Origin of the sequence: Aeromicrobium jepli (assembly GCF_047246605.1) — a bacterium.
Lineage (GTDB): Bacteria > Actinomycetota > Actinomycetes > Propionibacteriales > Nocardioidaceae > Aeromicrobium.
In genome coordinates this window covers 16,968-40,861 of the sequence record NZ_JBFOKO010000001.1, presented here as the reverse complement: position 1 = coordinate 40,861, position 23,894 = coordinate 16,968, and the positions used below count along the sequence as shown (strand labels likewise).

General features: G+C 71.3%; 25 protein-coding genes. 9 read left to right on the top strand and 16 right to left on the bottom strand.

Features of this window, described 5'->3' with window-relative positions; translation table 11 throughout:
* Positions 1 to 6: 6 nt before the first annotated feature.
* A complete protein-coding gene (locus AB3M81_RS00195; RefSeq protein ID WP_412901886.1) occupies positions 7 to 1,233 on the bottom strand; it encodes an MFS transporter in 1,227 nt (408 codons plus the stop codon).
* A 5-nt stretch (positions 1,234 to 1,238) separates the two neighbouring features.
* Entirely contained in the window at positions 1,239 to 1,709 is a 471-nt protein-coding gene (locus tag AB3M81_RS00190) for a MaoC family dehydratase (protein ID WP_412901885.1), read from the bottom strand.
* 125 nt (positions 1,710 to 1,834) lie between these two features.
* Between AB3M81_RS00190 and AB3M81_RS00185 the strand changes: the two genes are divergently transcribed.
* Positions 1,835 to 2,524: a hypothetical protein gene (locus AB3M81_RS00185; RefSeq protein ID WP_412901884.1), complete on the top strand. Its 690-nt coding sequence runs from the start codon at positions 1,835 to 1,837 to the stop codon at positions 2,522 to 2,524.
* Between the two features lie 15 nt (positions 2,525 to 2,539).
* On the opposite strand, the gene AB3M81_RS00180 is transcribed toward AB3M81_RS00185, so the two are convergent.
* The 4 genes from AB3M81_RS00180 to AB3M81_RS00165 all read right to left on the bottom strand — a co-directional run bounded on the left by AB3M81_RS00180 (position 2,540) and on the right by AB3M81_RS00165 (position 5,964).
* On the bottom strand, positions 2,540 to 3,298 hold the full coding sequence (locus tag AB3M81_RS00180) for a hypothetical protein (RefSeq protein WP_412901883.1): 759 nt from the start codon (positions 3,296 to 3,298) through the stop codon (positions 2,540 to 2,542).
* Positions 3,299 to 3,441: 143 nt separating this feature from the next.
* Positions 3,442 to 4,245, bottom strand: coding sequence for a TIGR03084 family metal-binding protein (locus tag AB3M81_RS00175; protein ID WP_412901882.1), 804 nt, complete (start codon positions 4,243 to 4,245; stop codon positions 3,442 to 3,444).
* Positions 4,242 to 4,844, bottom strand: a complete 603-nt coding sequence (locus AB3M81_RS00170) for a TetR/AcrR family transcriptional regulator (protein ID WP_412901881.1) — start codon at positions 4,842 to 4,844, stop codon at positions 4,242 to 4,244. Before AB3M81_RS00170 ends, AB3M81_RS00175 begins: the two co-directional genes overlap by 4 nt.
* 178 nt (positions 4,845 to 5,022) lie before the next feature.
* Positions 5,023 to 5,964 carry an alpha/beta hydrolase gene (locus AB3M81_RS00165; RefSeq protein ID WP_412901880.1) on the bottom strand — a complete coding sequence of 314 codons (942 nt, stop codon included), beginning with the start codon at positions 5,962 to 5,964 and terminating at the stop codon, positions 5,023 to 5,025.
* Between the two features lie 200 nt (positions 5,965 to 6,164).
* Here AB3M81_RS00165 and AB3M81_RS00160 point away from each other — a divergent pair, with 200 nt between their 5' ends.
* The 4 genes from AB3M81_RS00160 to AB3M81_RS00145 all read left to right on the top strand — a co-directional run bounded on the left by AB3M81_RS00160 (position 6,165) and on the right by AB3M81_RS00145 (position 10,156).
* Positions 6,165 to 7,487 carry an ATP-dependent 6-phosphofructokinase gene (locus tag AB3M81_RS00160; protein ID WP_412901879.1) on the top strand — a complete coding sequence of 441 codons (1,323 nt, stop codon included), beginning with the start codon at positions 6,165 to 6,167 and terminating at the stop codon, positions 7,485 to 7,487.
* A 90-nt stretch (positions 7,488 to 7,577) separates the two neighbouring features.
* A complete protein-coding gene (locus tag AB3M81_RS00155) occupies positions 7,578 to 8,867 on the top strand; it encodes a bifunctional o-acetylhomoserine/o-acetylserine sulfhydrylase (protein WP_412901878.1) in 1,290 nt (429 codons plus the stop codon).
* The gene (gene metX / locus AB3M81_RS00150) at positions 8,864 to 9,847 is read left to right on the top strand and encodes a homoserine O-acetyltransferase MetX (protein WP_412901877.1); all 984 of its coding nucleotides are present in this window, start codon (positions 8,864 to 8,866) and stop codon (positions 9,845 to 9,847) included. The genes AB3M81_RS00155 and metX overlap by 4 nt, the downstream gene beginning before the upstream one ends.
* 36 nt (positions 9,848 to 9,883) lie before the next feature.
* The gene (locus AB3M81_RS00145; RefSeq protein WP_412901876.1) at positions 9,884 to 10,156 is read left to right on the top strand and encodes a DUF7218 family protein; all 273 of its coding nucleotides are present in this window, start codon (positions 9,884 to 9,886) and stop codon (positions 10,154 to 10,156) included.
* A 642-nt stretch (positions 10,157 to 10,798) separates the two neighbouring features.
* On the opposite strand, the gene AB3M81_RS00140 is transcribed toward AB3M81_RS00145, so the two are convergent.
* Positions 10,799 to 11,659, bottom strand: coding sequence for an alpha/beta hydrolase family protein (locus tag AB3M81_RS00140; RefSeq protein WP_412901875.1), 861 nt, complete (start codon positions 11,657 to 11,659; stop codon positions 10,799 to 10,801).
* A 221-nt stretch (positions 11,660 to 11,880) separates the two neighbouring features.
* Between AB3M81_RS00140 and AB3M81_RS00135 the strand changes: the two genes are divergently transcribed.
* Positions 11,881 to 12,687, top strand: coding sequence for an alpha/beta fold hydrolase (locus tag AB3M81_RS00135; protein ID WP_412901874.1), 807 nt, complete (start codon positions 11,881 to 11,883; stop codon positions 12,685 to 12,687).
* 18 nt (positions 12,688 to 12,705) lie between these two features.
* Here the strand turns inward: AB3M81_RS00135 and AB3M81_RS00130 are convergent, their stop codons facing one another.
* Together AB3M81_RS00130 and AB3M81_RS00125 are read right to left on the bottom strand one after the other, a co-directional pair.
* Positions 12,706 to 14,043 (bottom strand): DEAD/DEAH box helicase, encoded by a 1,338-nt coding sequence (locus AB3M81_RS00130; RefSeq protein ID WP_412901873.1) that lies wholly within the window; start codon positions 14,041 to 14,043, stop codon positions 12,706 to 12,708.
* A 223-nt stretch (positions 14,044 to 14,266) separates the two neighbouring features.
* Positions 14,267 to 15,223 (bottom strand): phosphotriesterase family protein, encoded by a 957-nt coding sequence (locus tag AB3M81_RS00125; protein ID WP_412901872.1) that lies wholly within the window; start codon positions 15,221 to 15,223, stop codon positions 14,267 to 14,269.
* 100 nt (positions 15,224 to 15,323) lie between these two features.
* On the opposite strand from AB3M81_RS00125, the gene AB3M81_RS00120 reads away from it, so the two are divergent.
* The 3 genes from AB3M81_RS00120 to AB3M81_RS00110 are packed head-to-tail and all read left to right on the top strand — an operon-like array spanning position 15,324 to position 17,508.
* Positions 15,324 to 15,809 carry a MaoC family dehydratase gene (locus AB3M81_RS00120; RefSeq protein ID WP_412901871.1) on the top strand — a complete coding sequence of 162 codons (486 nt, stop codon included), beginning with the start codon at positions 15,324 to 15,326 and terminating at the stop codon, positions 15,807 to 15,809.
* A complete protein-coding gene (locus tag AB3M81_RS00115; RefSeq protein WP_412901870.1) occupies positions 15,806 to 16,807 on the top strand; it encodes an NADP-dependent oxidoreductase in 1,002 nt (333 codons plus the stop codon). Before AB3M81_RS00120 ends, AB3M81_RS00115 begins: the two co-directional genes overlap by 4 nt.
* 2 nt (positions 16,808 to 16,809) lie before the next feature.
* Positions 16,810 to 17,508 carry a nitroreductase gene (locus tag AB3M81_RS00110; protein ID WP_412901869.1) on the top strand — a complete coding sequence of 233 codons (699 nt, stop codon included), beginning with the start codon at positions 16,810 to 16,812 and terminating at the stop codon, positions 17,506 to 17,508.
* 3 nt (positions 17,509 to 17,511) lie between these two features.
* On the opposite strand, the gene AB3M81_RS00105 is transcribed toward AB3M81_RS00110, so the two are convergent.
* The 7 genes from AB3M81_RS00105 to AB3M81_RS00075 form a co-directional block, all read right to left on the bottom strand.
* Positions 17,512 to 18,198 (bottom strand): TetR/AcrR family transcriptional regulator, encoded by a 687-nt coding sequence (locus AB3M81_RS00105; protein WP_412901868.1) that lies wholly within the window; start codon positions 18,196 to 18,198, stop codon positions 17,512 to 17,514.
* Between the two features lie 46 nt (positions 18,199 to 18,244).
* Positions 18,245 to 19,276 (bottom strand): phosphotransferase family protein, encoded by a 1,032-nt coding sequence (locus AB3M81_RS00100; protein ID WP_412901867.1) that lies wholly within the window; start codon positions 19,274 to 19,276, stop codon positions 18,245 to 18,247.
* Positions 19,273 to 20,022 (bottom strand): SDR family oxidoreductase, encoded by a 750-nt coding sequence (locus AB3M81_RS00095; RefSeq protein ID WP_412901866.1) that lies wholly within the window; start codon positions 20,020 to 20,022, stop codon positions 19,273 to 19,275. The genes AB3M81_RS00100 and AB3M81_RS00095 overlap by 4 nt, the downstream gene beginning before the upstream one ends.
* A complete protein-coding gene (locus AB3M81_RS00090) occupies positions 20,022 to 20,696 on the bottom strand; it encodes an HAD-IA family hydrolase (protein ID WP_412901865.1) in 675 nt (224 codons plus the stop codon). The genes AB3M81_RS00095 and AB3M81_RS00090 overlap by 1 nt, the downstream gene beginning before the upstream one ends.
* Complete coding sequence (locus tag AB3M81_RS00085) at positions 20,693 to 21,502, bottom strand: SDR family oxidoreductase (RefSeq protein ID WP_412901864.1); 810 nt, start codon at positions 21,500 to 21,502, stop codon at positions 20,693 to 20,695. The genes AB3M81_RS00090 and AB3M81_RS00085 overlap by 4 nt, the downstream gene beginning before the upstream one ends.
* Positions 21,499 to 23,007 carry a long-chain-fatty-acid--CoA ligase gene (locus AB3M81_RS00080; protein WP_412901863.1) on the bottom strand — a complete coding sequence of 503 codons (1,509 nt, stop codon included), beginning with the start codon at positions 23,005 to 23,007 and terminating at the stop codon, positions 21,499 to 21,501. Before AB3M81_RS00080 ends, AB3M81_RS00085 begins: the two co-directional genes overlap by 4 nt.
* A 115-nt stretch (positions 23,008 to 23,122) precedes the next feature.
* Complete coding sequence (locus tag AB3M81_RS00075) at positions 23,123 to 23,881, bottom strand: SDR family oxidoreductase (RefSeq protein ID WP_412901862.1); 759 nt, start codon at positions 23,879 to 23,881, stop codon at positions 23,123 to 23,125.
* Positions 23,882 to 23,894: the final 13 nt, after the last annotated feature.

Below are 23,894 nucleotides of genomic sequence, written 5' to 3'. Positions count from 1 at the left end.
CTCCGGTCAGTCGCGCGTCAGGCGGCGCAGCACCACCGGCAGCGAGCTGACCGCGATGGCGCCGACGATCACGGCCATCATCACCATGGCCCAGTCCGCGCCCAGCGTGTCGGCGACGACGCCGTTGAGCACCGACGCCAGGGGGCGCGACCCCATGAACGCGATCACCCACAACGACATCACCCGGCCACGCATGTCGGCGGGGACCACGTGGTGCAGCATCGCCGTGCAGCCCGAGAACGCCACCGTGAAGCCGATGCCGGCGAGGAAGAACGCCACGCACACCGAGGTCGCCGAATCCAGGAGCGGCACCGCGAGCGAGCCCAGCGCCAGACCCGTCAGACCGATCGCGGGTGCGCTCTGCACGCGCAGTCCGCCGTTGAAGACCGTGGAGACGCCGCTGCCCACCAGCGCCCCGACGCCGAACGCCGAGCCGATGTAGCCGACGAACGCCTCGGAGACGCCGAGGTCGTGCGCGATCGCGGGGGCCAGCGTGACCACAGGATCGGCGCCCAGGCCCACGGCGGTGACGCCCAGCAGCAGCATCGCGACGACGGGGTTGCGGCGGATGTAGCCCAGACCCGCACGGAAGCTGCCCCCGGCACTCGTGGCCGCGATCGGCCCGTCGCCGCGCGCGATGAGGACCGAGACGATGCCGAACACGACGTGCCCACAGGCCGCCACCCCCAGCGCGGGCGCCGGGCCGAACGCGGCGGCCAGGACCGCACCGATCGCGGGCCCCGCGGCCCGGCCGAACATCGTGGGCATCGTATCGATCGCGACCGCCCGGCCGACCTCGTTCGGGTGCACCAGGTCGGACACCATCGCCTGCATCGCCGGACCACTGACGGCGAAGCCGATGCCCGCGACCAGGGAGAAGAGGAGGACGCCGGTGATCCCGGTGCGCTCGGCGCCTGCGAGCCAGAGCCACAGACCGAGGCCTCCGGTGCCCGCGATGCAGAACAGCCGACCGTAGGCCACGAGTCGCCCTCGGCTCGAGCGATCGGACAGCGGCCCGATGACCGGCGCCAGCACGACCTGCGGGATGAAGTGGACGACGCTGACCGCCGCGACCCACACGGCCGAGTGAGTGAACTGCCACGCCAGCACCGCCGTGACGACGTGGTGGATCCACACGCCCGTGAAGGCCAGGCCCTTGCCCAGGACGAACGGACCGAACCGGCGGTCGGCCAGCAGGCCCCAGGTCGAGCGGGGTGGCGGCGTGGTGCTCACGCCGCTCAGAAGTACACGCGCGTGATGTTCTCGGCGATGCAGGCGGGGCGCTCCTCGCCCTCGCGCTCGATCGTCGCGGCCCACGTCAGCTGCAGCCCGCCGCCCTTGACCTCCTCGGCGCTCGCGAGCGTCAGGCGGCCGCGCAGGCGCGAGCCGACGGGCACCGGCGAGGTGAAGCGGACCTTGTTCAGGCCGTAGTTGACCGCGTGCTTGCGGTTCTCGACGCGGTAGACCTGCAGCATGAACGGCACCATGAGGCTGAGCGTGAGGTAGCCGTGCGCGATCGTCGTGCCGAACGGGCCCTCGGCCGCGCGCTCGGGGTCGACGTGGATCCACTGGTGGTCGCCGGTCGCCTCGGCGAAGAGATTCACGCGCTCCTGGGTGATCTCGAGCCAGTCGCTGACGCCGATCTCCTCGCCGACCGCTGCCTTGAGCTCCTCGGGACCCGAGAACACGCGCATGGGACTCTCCTCCATCTGATACTTTTTTGTATACGATTCGGACTCTAGCACGAGGCCTCGCCCTCCGGGCACGGCGTGATGTCCCGTCTTTCTCCTCGACCGTGGACCAAACTCCGGTCCCGGCTCCTAGGATCCGGACCATGAAGCGTTCGCTCCTCGCCCTCGCGGCTGCGTCCGCCCTCCTGCTCACCGGCTGCGCCAGCGACTCGAACACTGCCGGCAAGACCGGCTTCGTCGAGCGAATCCTCGCCGGCCCGCTGACCTACGCGGACATCGACGACGCCCTCCTCACGGTCGACGACCTTCCCGCGGGCTGGTCCGTCGACCCGGACGGAAGCGACGACGGGGACGACTCGAAGACGAGCTCCGACAGCCCCGAGTGTGACCTACTAGTGGCGGCCATGGAGGCGGACGACGACTCCGGGGCCACGCCGGTCGGCGAGGGTGAGGCGACGTTCCGCAAGAGCAAGCGGGGCCCGTTCCTCCTCCAATCCATCACCTCGTTCGAGGGCAACGAGGCGAAGAAGTCGGTGAAGGCCTTCCGCACGGCGTTCGAGACGTGCGACTCGTTCACCGAGACGGGCGACGACGGGACGAAGGTCACGTTCAAGGTCTCGCCGATGGCGTTCCCGTCGCTCGGCGACGACACGGTCGCCCTGCGCCTGAGCGCCCGTTCGGCCGGGATCAGGGTCGTCGCCCCGCTCATCGTGGTCCGCGTCGACCAGAACCTCATGCTGCTCGCGTCGGCCGGCATCAAGAAGCGCCTCCCGGCGGAGGATCTCGAGACCGTGGCTCGCACCGCGGTCACCAAGATCAAGGCGGCGAACTAGCCCTGGCAGCCTGCGTCAGGAGTGACTGAGCCGGTCGAGGATGCGCCGCGCGACCGTGCGCCGGTCCGAGGAGCGCTGGCCCAGCGGGCCGGCGAGCAGGGCGTCGACGACCGCGCCCAGCCGGTGGCGGTCCTCGTCGTCGAGGTGCGGCAGCGCGGCCTCGGCCGCCAGCAGGCCGTGGTACTGCTCGAAGCTCGACCGGCTCTCGTTGACGGCGCTGATCAGCATGCCCACCGTCGCCAGGCGCGGGTCGGCCTCGGCCAGCGCGAGGGCCGCGATGCGGCCGCCGTCGCTGCCGCGCATGAAGATCTGCGCGACGTCGGAGGGTCCGAGCACGTCGGTGTCGAGGGCGCGGGCCTCCCTCAGCAGGCCCTCCATCCGCGAGGTGCGCTCCCAGCCGGAGGGCTCGGTCGAGCGCAGGTCCTCGTAGCGCGAGCCGACCATGGTCGCGGCGGCGAGCAGGCCCTCGGCCTTGCGCTCGAGCGCCTCAGCGCGCTCGGTGCGACCGGCGGCGCGGGCCCGGCGCGCCTGGCGGCGAGCCGTCATCGCCTGCCGCTCGAGCTCGACCCGCACCCCACCGGCCTCGAGCGCCTCGATCCGGTTGCCGAACACCGACACGCCCGCGATCGCGACCCCGGCGGCGACGAGGGCCGTCGCGCCGAGCTCGTTGTCCGTCTCGAACACGGCGACGCCCCCGGCCACCAGCACGCCGAGGCCGAGCAGGGCGCCGGCGATCCGCGCCCACGTCGGCAGCACCGGGTCCGTGAGGGACATGACCTCAGGCTAGGGCCGCCACCGCGGGACGGAAACCGCTCGGACCTGCGGTCCGCGAGATGCGTCCCCCTGGCGTCCCGGGAGGGACGAACGATGATGCATCTGTCCCCGCTCAGGTACCCAGATGCATCGTCGTGCGTCGCTCAGGTCAGCGGGGTGCGCTCGGCGAGCGGCTTCGGGTCGTTGCCGGGCAGGCCGGCGAAGGCCTGGACGATGTCGAGCCAGTGGTCGGCGGCCGCGCCCTCGGCGTGGACGTCGACATCCGACCGGTGGCGCCGGCGCGTGGCCAGCAGCGCGAAGTCCCAGCCGTCGCCGGTCACCCGCTCGGCGGCATCCTCGGGGCCCCACGTCCACAGCTCGCCCGAGGGCGCCGTCAGCTCGACGCGGACCTGCACGTCAGGGACCTCCTCGCCGCGCATCTGGTGCGTGAACGCGAAGGTCCGCACGCCGATGTGGCACACGTGCCTGGCCCGGTCGGTCCGCGGCACCGAGATGCCGAGCGCCTCGGCGACGTCGTGGCCGTGCGCCCACGTCTCCATGAGGCGCGCCGTGACCATCGACACCGGGCTCATCGGCGGGCCGAACCACGGGACCTTGGTGCCGTCCGGCACCGACCGCAGCGCCTCGACGAGGCTCGTTCGGCCCTGGCGCCACGCCGGCAGCAGCGCCTCCGGGGGCTCCTGTGCCAGCTCGTCGGTGGCCTGGTCGATGTAGCCCTCGGGGTTCTCCAACGCCGCCACGATCAGGGCGTCGAAGGCCTCCTTGTCGTTGATCGCGTACGTGGACGTCACGTCGGTCCAGTGCAGGTGCGCGATCTGGTGCGCCACCGTCCAGCCCTCGGGCGTCGTGACGGTGGTCCACTGGTCGGGCGTCAGGGTGGCGACCCACGTGTCCAGCTGCGCCGACTCGGCGGCGAGGTCGTCGAGGACGGTGTCGAGTGTGCTCATCGTTCCAGCTCCCGGTCGAGGGTGTCGGCCCAGGCGTCGAGGATCGAGGCCCGGCGGGTGGAGTCGTCGGAGAGGGTCGCCGCGAGCCCGAGGCCGCGCAGGAGATCGAGGGTCGCCTGCACGAGCTGGCGGTTCGCGCCGCGCGACTCGTCGACCTCGAGCAGGGCGACGGCCTGCGCGTGCGCATCGCGGCCGACACGGCGCTCCAGCGGCGCGACCTTCTCGAGCAGGTCCGGGTCGGTGCGGGCCGCCACCCACAGCTCGAGCGCGGCGACGAAGACCGGCGAGGTGAACTGGCCGGCGAGCAGCTCCAGCACGGCGCGCGTGCGGCCCTCCTGCGGCAGCGACGAGGTGTCGACCTCGAGCTCCTCGCGGCGGCGCTCGGCGACGTACTCGACGGCACCGACCACGAGGTCGTGCTTGCTCGGGAAGTGGTGCAGCTGCGCGCCCCGGCTGACCCCGGCGCGCTGGCTGACCACGGTGGTCGACGTGCCGGCCCAGCCGACCTCGACGATCGACTCGACCGTCGCCTCCATGAGGCGCTGGCGCATGAGCCGCGTGCGCTCCGGCTGCGGCGTGCGGGTGGGGGTGTCCGTCACCCGGACAGCATGACCGCGGCGAAAGAAACAGTCAAGTCTGTTGGTTTCTTGCGCTCCTCGTGCGTGGAGGTCCGTCGGCCGGCGGGCGAAGTTTCCCCGGTTAAGCGGGGAAACCCTCACTTCGCGTGGAAAGCGACCCACGCGAAGTGACAGGTAACCTACTTAACCGGGGAAACCGTCACGCGAGCTCGCCGTCCAGCGGCTCGGTCCGCGCGGACGCGTCCTCGACCTCGACGGCGGGCGACTCGCCCACGTGCCGCAGCGCGAACTCCGCCGCGAGCTCGATCGCGAGGTCGGCGTCCGGCAGCCGGCCCGCGAGCAGCGGGAACGCGTGCACCTGACCGCGCCACAGGTGCACGTCGACCTCGACGCCGCGATCCTCGAGCAGCAGCGCGAGCGCCTCGACCTCGGGGCGCAGGAACTCGTCCTCGACGGCCACCAGGTGCGTGGGCGAGTCGATGTGCTCGGTGGCGCGCAGCGGGTCGGGACTGCCCTCGATCTCGGCGCCGTCGGGCAGCCACAGCGCACGCAGGGCGGCGATGCGGCGGACCGGCAGCACGGCCTCGTGCACGGCGTCGATCCGCATGACGTTCTCGTCGGGACGGTCCGGGTGCAGGCTCAGCAGCGGCGAGAATCCGATGAGCGCCGCCGGCGAGCGCAGGCCCCGCAGCGTGGCCAGCTCGGCGACCTTCATCGTCAGGTAGCCGCCCGCCGAGTCGCCCGCCACGACCACCTTGTCGGGGTCGACGGCCCGGTCGAGCACGTCCGCGTACGCGCTGATCGCATCCTGGACGGACTCGGCCACCGAGTGCTCGGGCAGCTGGCGGTAGTCGACGGCGCACACCGTCCCGCCCGTCGCCCGCACGAACGCCTCGAGCAGGGCGCGGTACGTCGCGATGCTGCCGGTGAAGAAGCCGCCGCCGTGCAGGTAGAGCAGCGTCAGTCCCGAGGCCGGACCGTCCACGGGCGTGAGGATCTCGCCCGGCACGCCGCCGATCTCGCCGACCTCGACCTCGACGTCGTCCGAGCCCGGCCGGGCCACGCGACCGGCCCACCGCTGGATGCGCCGCATCGTCCGCTCGTCCACGGGCGCCAGGCTCAGCAGGGGCTTGATCGTCATGCGGGCACCGCGCCCGACGAGGCGCGCGCGGGGCGACGGAGCGTCGTGGAACGTGGCGGTCGCATGGACCGACCTCATCTGCCGACCGCGTTTCCGGCCGGAATGCGCACTCCTGGGCACGGAGCCAGTCTAGGTCGGCTGCGGTCATCCGCCCCTTGACGCGCGGGACACCCGGCACCGCGCTCCGCTAGCCTGAGAGCGTGCTGACACTCGAGGAGCTGCAGGTTCGCACCCTCGGCGAGTGCACCTACGACTCGCCGCTGGCCGACTACGTCGCCAACCGTCAGACGAACGCGTACTACGTCGCCGAGACCGACCGCGTCCTCGTGGACGACACGGTCTCGCTGCTGGCCTCGCGCGGGGACATCCCACTGAGCGAGGTCCCCTCCTTCGAGCCGGGTGGCCCGCGGCGCAAGATCTTCTTCGACCCCGCGAACACGAAGGTCGGCATCGTGACGTGCGGCGGCCTGTGCCCCGGCCTCAACGACGTGATCCGCGCCCTCGTCCTGGAGCTGTTCGAGCACTACGGCGTCACCGACGTCACCGGCTTCAAGAATGGCTACGCGGGCCTCGTCCCGGGCAAGGCGCCGGACCCGATCCACCTCACCCCCTCGGTGGTCGAGACGATCACCGACCGCGGCGGCACGATCCTGGGCTCCTCGCGCGGCAGCCAGAGCATCCCGCAGATCGTCGACAACCTGGTCCACCGCGAGATCGACATCCTGTTCGTGATCGGCGGCGACGGCTCGATGCGCGGCGCCCACGCGATCGCCGAGGAGACCCTCGCGCGGAACCTGCCCATCGCGGTGGTCGGCGTGCCCAAGACGATCGACAACGACATCCCGCTGATCGGCACCAGCTTCGGCTTCCAGACCGCGTACGCGAAGGCGGCCGAGTCCATCAAGGGCGCCCGCGTCGAGGTCGAGGCGGCCATCGGCGGGGTCGGCGTCGTCAAGGTCATGGGCCGTCACGCCGGCTTCATCGCCTGCTACGCCGCGCTGGCCAACCACGAGGCCGACTTCGTGCTGATCCCCGAGGTGCCGTTCAGCCTGCAGGGCGAGAACGGCCTGCTGGCCACGCTGCGCAAGCGCGTGAAGGAGCGCGGCAGCGCCGTCATCGTGCTGGCCGAGGGCGCGGGCCAGGACCTCATCCCCGCCAGCCGCCGCACCGACGCCAGCGGCAACACCGTGCTGGGCGACTTCGCCGGCTTCCTGCGCGCCCAGATCGCGCGCGACTTCAAGGACCACGACGAGCCGCTCACGCTGCGCTACTTCGACCCCGGCTACATGATCCGCTCGGTGCCGGCGGACCCCGCGGACTCGGTCTACTGCACGCGCCTCGCGCAGGCGGCCGTGCACGCCGCGATGGCCGGCCGCACCGACATGGTCATCGGCCGCCCGCGCCACCGCTTCGCGCACGTGCCGATCTCGGTCGTCGTGCGCAACCAGCAGCGGGTGAACCCCGACGGCGACCTGTGGCTGTCGGTGCAGGAGTCGACGGCGCAGCCGTTCTCCATGTCCTGACCGGACGGCCACGTCCGGATCCTGAGACGGCCGTCCACCTGGTGTGAACGATGGGACGCTCGTGAGAGTCACCCCGTCGAAGGAGCACGTATGAGCGAGAACTGGTCGTTCGAGACCAAGCAGATCCACGCCGGCCAGACGCCCGACCCCACCACGGGCGCGCGGGCACTGCCGATCTACCAGACCACCTCGTACCAGTTCCGCGACACCCAGCACGCCGCCGACCTGTTCGGCCTGGCCGAGCCGGGCAACATCTACACGCGCATCATGAACCCCACGCAGGGCGTCGTCGAGGAGCGCCTCGCCGCGCTGGAGGGCGGCGTCGGCGCGCTGCTGGTCGCCTCGGGCCAGGCCGCCACGACGGGTGCGCTGACCAACGTCGCCGAGGCCGGCGACCACATCGTCGCCTCCGCGAGCCTCTACGGCGGCACGGACTCGCTGCTGCGCCACACGTTCCCGAAGCTCGGCATCGAGGTGACGTTCGTCGAGGACGGCAACAACCCCGACGCGTGGCGCACCGCCTCGCGCGAGAACACCAAGGCGTTCTTCGGCGAGACGATCGGCAACCCCAAGGGCGACATCCTCGACCTCGAGGCCATCAGCGCCGTCGCGAAGGAGGTCGGCGTCCCGTTCATCGTCGACAACACCGTCGCCACGCCGTACCTGCTCAACCCGCTCAAGCACGGCGCCGACACCGTCATCCACTCGGCCACGAAGTACATCGGCGGCCACGGCACCGCGATCGCCGGTGTCGTCATCGACGGCGGCACGTTCGACTACGGCGCCCACGGCGACAAGTTCCCCGGCTTCACGCAGCCCGACGCGAGCTACCACGGCCTCGTGTTCGCCGAGGCCCTCGGCCCGGCCGCGTTCATCACGAAGCTGCGCGTCCAGTACCTGCGCAACGTCGGTCCCGCCGTCGCCCCGTTCAACGCGTTCCTGCTGGCGCAGGGCCTGGAGACGCTGAGCCTGCGCATCGAGCGTCACGTCGAGAACACGCGCAAGGTCGCCGAGTGGCTGCAGGCGCGCGAGGACGTCGCCAAGGTCACGTGGGCATCGCTCGACGGCAACCCCTACAAGGAGCTCGCGGACAAGTACACGCCGCGCGGCTCCGGCGCGATCCTGACGTTCGAGCTGCCCGGCGGCGTCGACGCCGGCCGCCGCTTCATCGACGCGCTCGAGCTGTTCAGCCACGTCGCCAACATCGGCGACGTCCGCTCGCTGGCGATCCACCCCGCCAGCACGACGCACTCGCAGGGCACGCCCGAGGAGCACGCCGCCACCGGCGTCACCCCGGGCCTGGTCCGCCTGGCGATCGGCCTCGAGGGCATCGACGACATCCTCGCCGACTTGGACGCCGGGTTCCGAGCCGCCAAGTGACCACGATCCAGCCGCTGGGAGACCTCACCCTCGAAGGGGGTGAGGTCCTCCCGCGTCTGGAGGTCGCGTACGACACGTGGGGGGAGTTCACCGGCGACAACGCCGTCCTCGTCCTGCACGCCCTGACCGGCGACTCGCTCGTCGCCGGGCCCGACGGCTGGTGGAACCGCGTCGTCGGCCCCGGCCTGGGGGTCGACACCGACCGCTTCTTCGTCGTCGCGGCGAACATCCTCGGCGGCTGCAAGGGCACCACGGGCCCCGCCTCCGAGGCACCGGACGGCCGGGTGTGGGGCAGCCGCTTCCCCGCCGTCACGGTGCGCGACCAGGTCGCCGCCGAGGCGATGCTGGCCGACCACCTCGGCATCGACCGCTGGCACGCCGTCATCGGCGGCTCGGCCGGCGGGATGCGCGCCGTGGAGTGGGCGATCATGCACTCCGAGCGGGTCGAGCGGCTGTTCCTGCTCGCCTCGTCGGCGTACGCCTCGGCCGAGCAGATCGCGTGGACCACCACGCAGGCCGACATCATCCGCGCGGCCGGGCCCGAGGCCGGACTCGAGCTCGCCCGCCGCATCGCCCACACCACGTACCGCAGCGAGGCCGAGCTGGCCGAGCGGTTCGGGCGCGAGGTGCAGCCGGACGGGCGCTTCGCCGTGACCTCGTACCTGCAGCACCACGGCGAGAAGCTGCTCAAGCGGTTCGACGCCTGGTCGTACGTGACGCTCGGCGACGCGATGAACAGCCACGACGTCGGCCGCGACCGCGGCGGCGTCGAGGCCGCGCTCGCGCGGGTCACCGCGCGGACGGTCGTGGCGGCGATCGACTCCGACCGGTTGTACCCGCCGTACCAGCAGCAGGAGCTCGCCGACCTCATCCCGAACGCCGACCCGTTGGCCGTGGTGCACTCGCCGCACGGTCACGACGGCTTCCTCATCGAGCACGACCAGGTGGGCGCGCTCGCCCGCGACCTGCTGTCGCGCTGAGTCGCGGACCGCGGCGGCTCGTGGTGTCGTGGAGCCATGGCCCCGAAGAAGAAGGCTCCGTCGAGCATCAAGAACCCGGACATGTACGAGGAGCTGCGCGAGGACGGCGCGTCCAAGTCCAAGGCGGCCCGGATCTCGAACGCCGCGGCCCGCGACGGGAAGAAGACCGTCGGCAAGCGCGGCGGCGAGTCGGGCTCGTACGAGGACTGGACCGTCGACGACCTGCGCAAGCGCGCCAAGGAGATCGGCCTGTCCGGCTACTCGAGCAAGAAGAAGTCCGAGCTGATCGACATGCTGCGCAACTCCTGATCAGCGCAGCATGATCCACACGTCGGGACCCGCGCCGCGCACGTGCTCGGCGACGTGGAACCCGAGTCGCTCGTAGAGCCGCACGTTGGCCGGCGAGGACGTCTCGAGCAGGACGCTCTCCGTGCCCAGGGTCGGCCAGCGCGGTGCGCAGGACGGCCGAGCCCAGGCCCCTTCCGTGGCGGGCGGGCGCGACGCCGACGGTCGCCAGCACCCAGTCCGCGGACGGACGCCGTGCCGCGACGGTCTCCTCGTGCTCCACGACCCGCTGCCAGCCGTCACCGTGCAGCGCGACGACGCGGCCGAACGTCGCCTCGGACGGATCGGGGATCGCCGCCGGGATCAGCACGGCCACGACGTCGAGGTCCGGCGTGGTCCAGATCCGCCCACCGTGGGCAAGGGCGTGGTCGAGGTAGAGCAGCTGGAGCTCGGCGAGGCGGCGCCGCGCGTCGTCGCCGGGGACCGTCCAGCGGGTCCACGGGTAGTCGGCGAAGGCGTCTGCCAGGACGCCGGCGAGGCGGGCGAGCTCGTCTCCCGTGGCGGGACGGACCGGGAGGGCATCGGGCGTGGACACCCGGCGACCGTATCGCGAACGGCAGTGGCCCCCCGCCCACGGGGCGAGGGGCCACTGCCCACTCCGGGGGGTCAGTCGATCCGGTAGTCCGAGATGCCGTTCAGCAGCGAGGGGCTCGGCCCGGGGCTGATGAACTGCTCGTAGCGGGTGTCGTTGTCGACGTACCGCTTGAGCCAGGCGATCGAGTACTTTGCGATCGTCGTGTTGCTCGTGTTCGGCGCGAAGTGGCTGGCGCCGCGCAGCTCGAGGTACGAGCGGCGCTCCGCGTTCGACAGCGAGCTGTAGAACGGGATCGAGTGCGACGAGACCGGCGCGACCGTGTCGTTCTGGGCGCCGATCACGAGCGAGGCCGCCTCGACCTCGGGCCACGTCTTGTCGAGGTTCCACGGCGTGAGGCCGATGGTGGCCTCGAGCGAGCGGCGGTCCTTCGCGGCCTCCAGCGTGCCGCCGCCGCCCATCGAGTGGCCCATCACCGCCTGGCGCGACGCGTCCACGCGAGACCGGACCGTGGTGTCGGCGATCGTCTGGTCGAGCGCCGCCAGCAGCTGGTCGCCACGCGACGCCGGCTGGTCGAGCCGGGTGTTCGTGTCGATCGTGATGACGACGAAGCCCTGCGACGCGATGCGCGGGCCGAGCCACTGGATCGTGGACTGCGCGGCCGTGTAGCCGGGCGAGATCGCCACGACGCCGAACGTGCCGTCGGCGGTCGTGGACGGGTAGTAGATCGTGCCGCCACCGAACCCGCGCGCGGCCAGCGACGAGATCGTCTTGGTGCTGACGGCGTACGGACCGCGCGTGGCCTCGATGCTGCTGTTCGTCGGGGCCGGGCCGCGCTCGTAAGGGTTCTCGGCCGCGACGACCGGCTGGATCGCCGTGCCCGCGGTCAGGGCCGCGCCGGCGAACGCCATCGCGATCAGTCTGGACAGTTTCATGCTCGTCTCCTTCGACGGTCAGGATCGAACCGCGGGACGAGCTCGTCCAAACACGCTGCTTGCCCCCCGATGACGGGCCGATCCAAGGTATCTGCACAGGCAGTGCACATAGTTTGTGGACCCACCATGCGGGACCGCCCGGGAGCCTGTCAAGAGGTGGATGTGAGCCGCGTCACATCTTGCTAAGGTGAGTTCAATTTCAGTTGCGACGGGAGTCCCCCATGCCCACGATCGACGTCAACGGCACCACGCTGTACTACGAGGACGAGGGACCGCGCGACGCGCCGGCCCTGCTGATGAGCCCCTCGATGTTCTTCGACGCGCGGATGTTCCAGGCCCAGGCCGACCGGTTCGCGGACCGCTACCGCGTCGTCCGCTACGACCACCGTGGCCAGGGCCGCAGCGCCCGCGCACCGCGGGAGCAGCTCGACTACGACACGCACACGGCCGACGTCGTGGCGCTCATCGAGGCGCTCGGCCTCGCGCCCGTCGTGTTCGTCGGCAACTCGATGGGCGGGTTCATCGGCCTGCGCCTGGCCGCCCGCCACGGCGACCTCCTGCGGTCGGTCGTCGTGATGGGCACGTCGGCCGACGTCGAGGAGCAGGCCGACCAGATGGACGCCCTCATCGAGGTCCTCGCCGCGCACGGCATGGAGCCGGTGCTCGAGGGGGTCCTGCAGTTCATGATGGGCACCACCACGCTGACCGACCCGTCACGCGCCGAGGTGCTGAAGGGCGTCCGGGAGCTGCTGCTGAGCCGCGGGCCCGAGACCGCCGACGCCGCGTGGAACATCGCGCACCGGCCCGGCGTGCTCGACGAGCTCGGCGACATCCGGGTGCCGCTCGTCGTCGTCGCCGGGACCGAGGACGCGACGTACCCGCCGGAGAAGTCCGAGCAGATCGTCGCCGGCGTCCCCCATGCCGAGCTCGTCGTCATGGAGAACACCGGGCACGTGCACGCCCTCGAGAACCCGGAGGCGGTCAACGCGGTGCTGGAGCGTCACCTCGCGGAGGTGGCCCCGGCCTGACGCGCCGCCGCGGTCGGATCAGCTGGTGCGCGCCGAGGGGCGCGAACCACCACGGCGGTTGCGGTTCCGGTTGCCCGAGGGACGACCGGAGCCCTGCGGGCGGCCGCCCTGACCGCGCCCACCACCGGAGCGCGCCTGGCGCTGGCCACCGGCCGGCTCGGCCGGGGCCTCGGTGCCCGAGGTCGACAGCGCCGCCGCCGTCATGGGCGAGGGCGCCGTGGCGACGTGGTGGTGCCGGGCGGTGACGCCGGCCTTGCGCTGCAGCGCCATGACGTCGCGGAGCGACTCGGGCGTGGTCATCGTGACGACCGAGCCCGACTCGCCGGCGCGCGCCGTGCGGCCCGAGCGGTGCATGTACGCCTTGTGCTCGGCGGGGGCGTCGTAGTGCACGACCAGGCCGATGCCGTCGACGTGGATGCCACGCGCGGCGACGTCCGTGGCGACGATGACCGAGGCCTCGCCGCGCGTGAACCGGGCGAGGTTCCGCTCGCGGTTCCGCTGCGAGAGGTCGCCGTGCATGTCGACCGCCTCGAGGCCCTTCTGGGTCAGCTGGCGGGCCAGTCGCGTGGCGCCGCGGCGGGTGCGGGTGAACACGATGCTGCGCGGGTTGGCGCGCAGCAGCTCCAGCGCCGTGGCCGTCTTCTCGGTCGGGGCCGTGACGAGCACGTGGTGCTCCATCGTCTCGACCTGGTCCTCGACCTGGTCGACCTCGAACAGGCGGTGGTCGGGCAGGTGACGCTTGACCAGCTTGTCGACGTCGCCGTCGAGGGTGGCCGAGAGCAGCAGCCGCTGGCTTTGCGGGGGCGTCATCGACAGGATCTTGTCGATCGGCTTGAAGAAGCCCAGGTCGCACAGGTGGTCGGCCTCGTCGAGGACGGTGATCTCGATGTCGTCGAGCGTCAGGCAGCGGCGGTCGAGCAGGTCGATCAGGCGGCCGGGGGTCGCGACGACGATGTCGATCTGGCCCTTGAGGACGTTGATCTGCTTGTTGATCGGCACGCCGCCGTAGACGGTGGTGTGCTTCAGGCCGACCTTCTGCGCGAGCGGCATCAGGGCGGTGTGCACCTGGGTCGCCAGCTCACGCGTGGGCAGCAGGATCAGCGCGCGCGGCGCCTTGGGACGGCTCGTGCGGCCGGCGAGCGCGGCCAGGACGGGCAGGCCGAACGCGAGGGTCTTGCCCGAGCCGGTACGGGCGCGGCCCAGGACGTTACGGCCGGCGAGGGCCGCGGGGATCACGGCCTCCTGGATGGGGCTGGGGTGGACGATCTCCTGCTGGGCGAGCTTGCGCACCAGGGAGTCGGGAAGGGAAAGAGCGTCGAACGTGGGCAGCACAGTGCTGCGTTCAAGCAGGGTCACAGAATCTCATCACTAAGCGGGGTGCCCGCGTGCCAGGGAGCGCGAAGAGGGCGCATCATCGTCGGGCCGGGAAACAGCGCTTCGGTCTCGGCGCGTTCGCGTCCTGTCAGCCTAACAGTCGGTACCCCACCCGGGCCAAGCCGCGGCGGGGTGAGTCCGCCCACCCCGGACACACGAGGGCCCCGGCGGCGCTGCCGGGGCCCTCGCGTCTCGAGTGGGAGGATCACTCGAAGTAGCGGCGCGGGTTCTTCACCAGCATCGTGTCCACGTCGTCCTCGCTGACGCCCTTGTCCAGCAGCATCGGGACCACGTCGTCGGGGATGTGACGGAAGTTCCAGTTCGGCTGGATCTCCGCCTTCTGCTTCGGGTCGAAGTAGTCGATGTAGCACGACGCGTCGTGCGCGAGGGTGATCTTGTCGACGTAGCCACGCCGCACCAGCTCCACGATCGTGTCGACCCGCTTCTCGGTCGACAGGTACACGTCCAGCCCGAAACGATCCATGCCCAACAGGCCGCCCTTCTCGGCCAGCTCGGTCAGGTAGTCCACGTCGTCGGAGTCACCGGAGTGACCCAGCACGATCTTCTCCGGCGCCACACCCTCCTCACCCAGGACCTTCAGCGCGACCAGGCCCGAGCGGGTGTGCGGGTTCGTGTGGACCGTCACCGGCGCGCCGGTCTGCGAGCTGGTCTGGCCGACCGCGCGCATGACCCGCTCCACGCCCGGGGTCAGGCCCGGCTCCTCGATCACGCACTTGAGGAACGCCGCCTTCACCCCTGTGTCGGCGATGCCCTCGGTGATGTCCTTGACGAACATCTCCACCAGCGGCTCGGGCTGGTCGAACAACAGCCCCGGGCCACGGTGCTCGAACTGGTGCGGGATGTCGTTGTACGTGTACAGCCCGGTGGCGACCACGATGTTCAGGTCCGTCTGCGCCGCGACCTTCTGGATCCGCGGGATGTACCGGCCCAGGCCCAGCACCGTCGGATCGAAGATCGTGTCGATCCCGGCCGCCTTGAGGTCGTTCAGGTCACGCACCGCATCGGCGACCTTCTGCTCCTCGTCCCAGTCCTCGTAGTTCAGCCGGAACTCCTCGCCCAGCACGAACACGTGCTCATGGACGAGCGTCCGACCCAGCTCACTGCTGTCGACGGGACCCTTCACGGTCTGCACGGTCGCCATGCGCCCTCCTGGTGCTCTCTTGAATGTGCTGCCGGTCACAGCCTAGGATCACCATACTGAATTTGAGATCGGATTCAATACATTCTTCCGAAGGGGTTCCATGACCACCACGTCACGCGTCCGACCGACCACGATCGACGAGCTGATCGCCCTCGAGGGCCAGGAGCTCGGGCCCACCGAGTGGCACACGCTCAGCCAGGCCGACATCAACACGTTCGCCGACGTCACCGGCGACCACCAGTGGATCCACGTCGACGAGGAGCGCTCGGCCGCCGGCCCGTTCGGCACGACGATCAGCCACGGCCTGCTGACCCTCTCGCTCGGCCCCGCCTTCATGGAGGAGCTCATGGCGTTCGACGGCTTCGCGCACAGCCTGAACTACGGCTACGACAAGGTCCGCTTCCCCCACCCGCGCCTGGTGAACTCGAAGGTGCGCATGCGCGCCACGATCACGAAGGTCACGCCCGACGGCAACGGCTCGGCGCAGATCGTCACGACGCAGGTCTTCGAGGGCGAGGGCCTGCCCAAGCCCGTCTGCGTGGCCGAGTCCATCGGCAGGTTCACCGAGTACGGTCGTGAAGCGTGACCACCACCAAGCGCATCACCCTGGCCCAGCGTCCCTCCGGACTCCCCGACGACAGCACGTGGGCGACCGAGGAGGTCGACCTCCCCGCGCCCGCCGACGGCGAGCTCCTCGTCAAGGTCGACCACATCTCCCTCGACCCGGCCATGCGCGGCTGGCTCAACGACGTCCGCTCGTACCTGCCGCCCGTGCAGATCGGCGAGGTCATGCGAGCCGCCGTCACCGGCACGGTCGTCGAGTCGAACCACCCCGACTTCGCGGTCGGTGACGCCGTCACCGGCACCCTCGGGGTCACCGAGTACGTCATCACCGACGGCACCGGCGTCCAGAAGATCGACACCTCCGTCGCCGGTCCCGCCACGTGGCTCGGCGCCCTCGGCATGCCCGGCCTCACGGCGTACCACGGCCTGCACGAGGTCGGCGAGATGAAGGAGGGCGACACCGTCCTCATCTCCGCCGCCGCGGGTGCGGTCGGCAGCGTCGCCGGCCAGCTGGCCAAGGCGAAGGGCTGCACGGTCATCGGCGTCGCCGGCGGCCCGGAGAAGTGCGCCTGGCTCAAGGAGATCGGCTTCGACGAGGTCATCGACTACAAGAGCGAGAACGTGCTCAAGCGGCTGCGCGAGATCGCCCCGAAGGGCATCGACATCTACTTCGACAACGTCGGCGGCGACATCCTCGACGCCGCGCTGGCGAACCTGCGTCGCGGCGCCCGCGTCATCATCTGCGGCGCGATCTCGACGTACAACGACGAGAAGCTGGCCCCCGGGCCGAGCCGCTACATGTCGCTGCTCGTGTTCCGCGCGAAGATGCAGGGCTTCCTGGTCTTCGACTACCCGGACAAGGACGCGGCCGCGATCGCCGACATGTCCGAGCTCATCCAGTCGGGCCGCCTCGTCGCGCGCGAGACGATCGTCGAGGGCGGCGTCGAGGATTTCGGCAAGACCCTGCTGGGCCTGTTCGAGGGCCGCAACACCGGCAAGCTCGTCCTGAAGATCGCCTGACGATGCAGGCTCCCGGTGTCGACGCGCCCCTGGGCGAGCTCCTGCGTGGACGCCGCAGCGTCCGCGGGTACCGGCCCGATCCGGTGCCCGCGGACCTGATCCGCGAGGTCCTCGCGGACGCGGTCCTCGCGCCCTCGTCGATGAACACCCAGCCGTGGAAGTTCCACGTGCTCACCGGCGACGTGCTCGACCGCATCCGCGAGGAGAACACGCGGCTCATGCTCAGCGGCGCGCCCGTGCAGCGTGACGTGGTCGTGTCGGAGCGCTACGAGGGCGTGCACCGCGAGAGGCAGGTCGACATCGCCAAGCGGCTGTTCGCCGCCATGGGGATCGAGCGCCATGACCAGCAGCGCCGGCTCGACTGGACGATGCGGGGCTTCCGCCAGTTCGACGCACCCGTGTCGATCGTGATCGCCCACGACCGCAGCCTCGAGCCGATCGCGCCCATCGCGCACTTCGACCTCGGGGCCGTCGTGCACGCGCTCGTGCTCTCGGCGTGGTCCCGCGGGCTGGGCACGGTCATCAACAGCCAGGGCATCATGCAGGGCGCCGTGGTCCGCCGCGAGGCGCAGATCCCGGACGACCACGTCATCTTCACGGCCGTGGCGATGGGCTGGCCCGACGAGGACTTCGCCGCGAACCACGTGCGGTCCGCGCGCGAGTCGGTCGACGACGTCGCGCGGTTCGTGGGGTTCGAGTAGCGCTCAGGCGCGCTTCGTGCCGTCCTTGGGGATGCCCAGGGCGTTCATCCACACGACCGTGGCCGTGGCGACGATCGCGTCCTCGTCCAGGCTGTCGTCCTCGAGCGCGAACGCGTGGTACGCCATGCGGCCCAGCATCGGCGAGAGGGCGCGCGCCGTCATGTAGGGGTCGAGCTCGGGATCGGCGTAGCCCTCGTCCTGCAGTCGCTTGATCCAGCGGGCGTTGCGCTCGGCGAACGCAGCGCCGCGCGCGACGCGCAGCTTGCGGAACTCGGGATCGATCGTGGCGACCTGCTCCAGCAGCAGGTTGAGCTTCGCGTTGCGCTTGTAGGCCTCGACGTACGCCCGGTTGCTGGCGTCCAGGATCGCCGCGACGTTGCTGGGGTCGGAGTCCACGCGCGGCAGGCCCGGGTGCAGCATGTCGTCCTGCGCAGCCTGCATGACGGCCGCGAAGATCTCGTCCTTGCTCTCGAAGTACGTGTAGAACGAGCCGATCGAGCACTTGGCCTCGGCGGTGATGTCCGTCAGCCGCGAGTTGATGAAGCCGTCGCGCTCGAAGACGCGGCGCGCGGCCGCGACGAGGGCCTCGCGCGTGCGCACGCCCCGGGCGGTCGTGGGCATCTCGCGGAGCTTGGACGGGTCCACGAGGGTCGGGAGGTCGCGCTGGTCCTGCAGGTCGGGTTCGCTCATGGCGCGTCCGACCTTACTGCCCGGTAGCCTGCCTCGCGCGGTTCTCTCACCGTCCGGCGAGCCCTGTCGTGCGGGCGATGTGCCAGGCGTGGTCGATCACGGTCTGGATCCGCTCCGGCGTCGGCGCGCCGCCCTCGGCCGTGTTGGCCGGGTTGTCGAGCGTGCGCCGGTAGACGCCCTCGCTGATGATCGCGATCTTCCAGACGCCCAGCGTGTGCCAGAACGCCAGCGCCTCGCCGTCGCGGCCCGAGGCCTCGAGGTACTCCCCCGCCAGCTCGTCACGCGTCGGGAAGCCGGGCAGGGTCGACGCGGCGAACAGGCCGCTCGCCGCCTCGCCGGCCTGCGGCCAGTACGCGAGCGTGCTGCCGATGTCGGCGAGGGGGTCGCCGAGCGTGGACAGCTCCCAGTCGAGCACGGCGTTGAGGCCGCCGCGCTCGCCGTCGACGATCACGTTGCGGATGTGGAAGTCGCCGTGCACGAGCGACAGGTCGCCCGGCGGCGGCACGTTGGCCCGCAACAGCTCGGTGAGCTCGTCGAGGTCGGGCCGCTCCTGCGTGCGGCTCGCCTCGAACTGGCGGGACCAGCGCTTGAGCTGGCGCTCGGCGTACGGCGAGCGCGAGGCCAGGTCGCCCAGGCCGACCGCGTCGACGTCGACGGCGTGGATGTGCGCGAGCGTGCGCGCGAGGTTCAGCCCGAGCTCACGGCGGACGGCGGGGTCGAGGGACTCGGCCACCTCCATCCGGTCGAGCACGATGCCGTCGACGTGCTCCATCACGACCACCGGGACGTCGGCGACCGCGGGGTCCTCGCAGACCCCGACGAGCCGCGGCACCGGCACCTCGGTGCCCTGCAGCGCGGCCAGGATGCGGGCCTCGCGGACGACGTCGTGCGCCGAGGCCAGCAGTTCGCCGAGCGGCGGGCGGCGCGCGATCCACGAGCGCTTGGCCTCGTCCTCGAGCCGGTACGTGAGGTTGGACTGGCCCCGGCCGACGCGCGTCCCGGTGAGCTCGCCGTCGATCTCGACGCCCCGGTCGCGCAGCCAGGTGGCCAGGGTGGCGAGGTCGAGCGCGACGGTCATCGCCCGGTCCCCCATCGCTGGCCGCCGTCGATCACGAGCGTCTCGCCGGTGATCCACGAGGCGGCGGAGCCGGCCAGGAACGCGACGGCCGGGCCGATGTCCTCGGGCTCGCCGATGCGGGCCAGCGGCGTCGTGTCGGCGACGGCCTCCTCGTGCTCCTTCCACAGCTCCTCGGCCAGGCGCGTGCGGACCACGCCGGGGGCGATCGCGTTGACCCGGATCCGCGGGCCCAGCTCCTGCGCCTGGTGGCGCGTCAGGTGGACCAGGGCCGCCTTCGACGCGTGGTAGACCGCGAGGTCGCGGCCGACGACGAAGCCGCCGAGCGAGGCCGTGTGCACGACCGAGCCGCCGTGCTCGCCCATCCAGAGGTCGTGCGCGATCTGGGTCCACATCGCCGGGCCCCACAGGTTCACGTCGAGCGTCTTCATGAAGCGCGACTTCTCCTGCTTCACGAGCGAGCCCCAGGCCGGGTTCGTCCCGGCGTTGTTCACCAGGACGTCGATGCTGCCGAACTCCTCGAGCGTCCGCTCCAGGCAGGCCTGCGCCGCGTCCTCGTCGCTGACGTGCGCGCCGATGCCGATCGCACCGTCGCCGATCGTGTCGGCCGCGGCCTGCGCGTCCTCCTGCTTGCGCGCGGTCAGCACGACGTTGGCGCCCTCGTCGCGCAGCGTCCGGGCGATCGCGAGGCCGATGCCACGCGAGGCGCCCGTCACGACGGCGGTCCGGCCGGTCAGTCCGAGGTCCATCAGATCTCCTGGGGTGCGAGCGGGTGAAGGACGGCCGGGTCGAGGCCCAGCAGTCCGCCGACGGCGCGGGCGGTGGAGGCCGCGTCGGTGTGGACGATGCCGCCCATGCCGAGCCGCTCCGCCGCGGTGATGTTCTGGGCGAGGTCGTCGACCATGACGGCCCGCGTCGTCGGGACGCCGAGACGCTCACAGGCGATCTCGTAGAGCCGGCGCGACGGCTTGCGGACGCCCTCGATGCCCGAGATCGCCTTCGCGTCGAACAGCGCGTCGAGGTCGAACCCCGCGTAGCAGTCGCGGCCGAGCGAGTTCGAGACCAGGCCGACGCGGAAGCCCGCGTCGCGGACGGCCTGCAGCAGGGCGAGCATGTCGTGATCGGGACGCAGGTGCGCCTGCATCCGTCCGATGAGGCCGTCCGTCTCGACCGTCACGCCCGCGGCGGCGAGGCTGGCCGCGAAGCCGGCCTCGAAGCCGTCGTGGTCGAGCCGGCCCTCCTCGTGCTCGACGAGCAGGCGCTTGGCCTCCTCGTCCCGGCTGAACAGGCCGAGCACGAGCCGGCGGTCGCCGCTGATCGACTCGCTGAAGTCGGAGAACCCGTCGAGGACGCTGCTGGTGAGGACGCCGCCGAAGTCGAACAGCACGGCCTCGGGCTGCTCGGCGGGCGCCACCACGGTCACGCGAGCGTCTCCTGGTAGCGCCGCATGCCCCGCAGCCAGCGGTCGTAGTCCGAGGACTTGCGGCGGAAGAACTCCAGCACGTCCGGGTGCGGCAGGATCAGGAACTCGTCGGTGCCGAGCTTCTCGACGACGAGGTCGGCGACCTCGAGCGGCTCCAGCACCAGGCCGGCCTGGGTGACCGCCTTCGCGCCCTGGCGCGCGATCGCGCTGTCGGACTCCGCGCCGCCGTTGAGCATCGCGGTGTTGACGCCCATCGGGCACAGGCAGCTGACGCCGATGCCGCGCGCGCCGTACGTGACCGACAGCCACTCGGCGAACGCCACGGCCGCGTGCTTCGTGACCGAGTAGGTCGCCGAGCCGATCTGCGTGAGCAGACCGGCGGCCGACGCCGTCGACAGGAAGTGGCCGCTGCCGCGCTCGAGCCAACCCGGCACGAGCAGCTCGGCCGCGCGCACGTGGGCCATGAGGTTCACGTCGATCGAGACCTGCCAGTCGCGCGGCGTGGCGTCCAGGCCGTCGCCCAGGCCGACGCCGGCGTTGGCGACGTACAGGTCGACCGGCCCGAAGGACGACTCGGCCAGCTCGATCGTGGCGCGGATGTGGTCGGTGTCGGCGCAGTCGCCGGCCAGGCCCGCGATCGCGCCCGGGTGGTCCGCGGCGATCGCGTCGACCTCGGCCTTGAGCCGGCCCTCGTCGAGGTCGGTCGCGACGACGCGCGCACCGTGCTCGACGAACCGGCGGCACAGGGCGGCGCCGATGCCGCCGCCGGCGCCCGTGACGATCGCGACGCTTCCGTCGAGCTTCATGCGCGGACCCCCTCGGCAGCGAGCGAGCGCAGCTCGTCCCGGTCGATCGCCCGCTTGAGGATCTTGCCGGTGGCGCCCTTGGGCAGCGCGTCGACGAAGGCGAACAGGTGCGGGACCTTGTACGCCGACAGGCGCTCCTTGGCCCACGCGCGGATGCTCTCGGGAGTGGCGTCCGAGCCGGGCTCGAGCACCGTGACCGCGGCGATCTCCTCGCCGTAGTGCGGGTCGGGGACGCCCACGACCGCGACCTCGACGATCTCGGGGTGCTCGTACAGCACCTCCTCGACCTCGCGCGGGTAGACGTTGTAGCCGCCGCGGATGATCAGGTCCTTCACGCGGTCGACGATGCTGAGGTAGCCGTCCTCGTCGAGCATGCCGATGTCGCCCGTCTTGAGCCAGCCGTCGCGCAGGTCGGCGGCCGTGGCGTCGGGGCGGTTCCAGTAGCCCTTCATGACGGTGGGCCCCTTGACGAAGACCTCACCGGCCTCGTTCGGGCCGAGGACGTTGCCCTCGCCGTCGCGGATCTCGACCACGGTCCCCGGCAGCGGCGGGCCGACGGTGCCGGTCTTCTGCTCGCGGTTGATGTCGTTGAAGGTGGCCGCGCCGACCGTCTCGGTCAGGCCGTAGCCCTCGAGGATCGCGCAGTCGAACCGCTCCTTGAACGCGCGCATGACCTCGACGGGGAGCGAGGCGCCACCCGAGCTGGCCATCCGCAGGGCCGAGAAGTCCTCGGGCGTGTAGTCGCCCTCGACGTGCAGCATGGCGTTCCACATCGTCGGCACGCCCGCCATCGACGTGAGGCGGTCCTGCACCATCACGTCGAGCATCGCCTTGGGGCTGAACGGGTGGACGGTCGAGAACGACGAGCCCAGCGAGAGGGCCGTGTTCATGCAGACGCACTGGCCGTAGACGTGGAAGAGGGGCAGCGCCGTGCCGAACCGGTCGTCCTCGGTCAGCTCGAGCACGGGCTTGAAGGAGGCGACCGTGTCGACCAGGTTGGCGGCCGTCAGCTCGGCGCCCTTGGGCCGGCCGGTCGTGCCCGAGGTGTAGAGGATCAGCGCGGTGTCGAGGCGGTCGTGCTCGTGCGGCTGCGTCAGCGGCTCCGCGTCGAACGAGAAGCCCGGCTCGATCCGCCAGAACGGCACGTTGCGCTCGGCGGCGGCCTGCTCGGCGTTCGCGGCGTTCTCGTGCCACGCGATCACCAGGGACGCCCCGGAGTCCTCGAGCACGTAGTCGATCTCGGGCGCCGTCGACATCGTGTTCATCGTGATGACGGTGACGCCGGCCGCGTGCAGGCCGTAGTAGACCTCGGGGAACTCGGGGATGGTCGGCGCGATGAACAGCACGCGATCCAGCGGCGCGATGCCGGCGGCCCGGATGGCCCCGGCGACCTGCTGGTTCGTGCGGCGGAGCTCGCCGTACGTGATCGTGCGGGGCGAGCGGATCGCGAGCCGATCGGGATCGGTCTCGGCGTTCGCCCAGACATCCGTGGCGATGTTGACCATGTGGTGGCGCCTTTCCGAGGAATGGAGGTGACCTGCGTCACCACCCTAATTGAACCTGCGCTCAGGTTCAATGCCCGGTCCGGTCCTCGCCGCCATCGTTGGCCGCTGAGGCCGCTCAGACGAGCTTGCGCACCACCGAGAGCGGGGCGTGCTTCATGACCTGGCCGATCGGCGCCCACGGCCATGCGGGGACGGCGGCGTCGACGACCTCCTTCTCGATGTACTTCACCATCGCGGCGGTGCCGGTCTCGGTGTCGACCATGAGCCGCTGCTCCTGCTCGACCTGCTCGTTCATCTCGCTGGCGATGTAGCCCGGGTAGAGCGTCGTGACCTTGATGTCGTGCCCCTTGCGGCCGATCAGGTCCGACCGGATTCCCTCGGCGAGGTGCGCCACGCCCGCCTTCGTCGCCGCGTAGGTCGTCATCGACGACGGCATGCCGCGCATGGCGGACATCGACGAGATCACGACCAGGTGCCCGGCCCGGCGCTCGTAGAAGTGCTCCATCGCGGCCTCGCACTGCGCCAGCACCGCGACGAAGTTCGTCATCGCGGTCTCGCGGTTCGCGGCGAACTTGCCGGTGCCGATGCGACCGCCCTTGCCCAGGCCCGCGTTGACGACCACGCGGTCGAGGCCGCCCAGCTCGGCCGCCGCCTCGCCGAAGACACGGAACACGGCCTCGTCGTCGTTCACGTCGAGGGCGTGCACCGAGACCCGGATGCCGGGATGCGCGGCGACCAGCTCGTCGCGCAGCGCCTCGAGGCGCTCGACCCGGCGGGCCGTGATCGCGAGATGGTGGCCGGACGCGGCCAGGTGACGGGCCATGCCCGCTCCCAGGCCGGAGCTGGCGCCGGTGATCAGGGTGTTGCGTCGCATGCGGCTCCTCGTG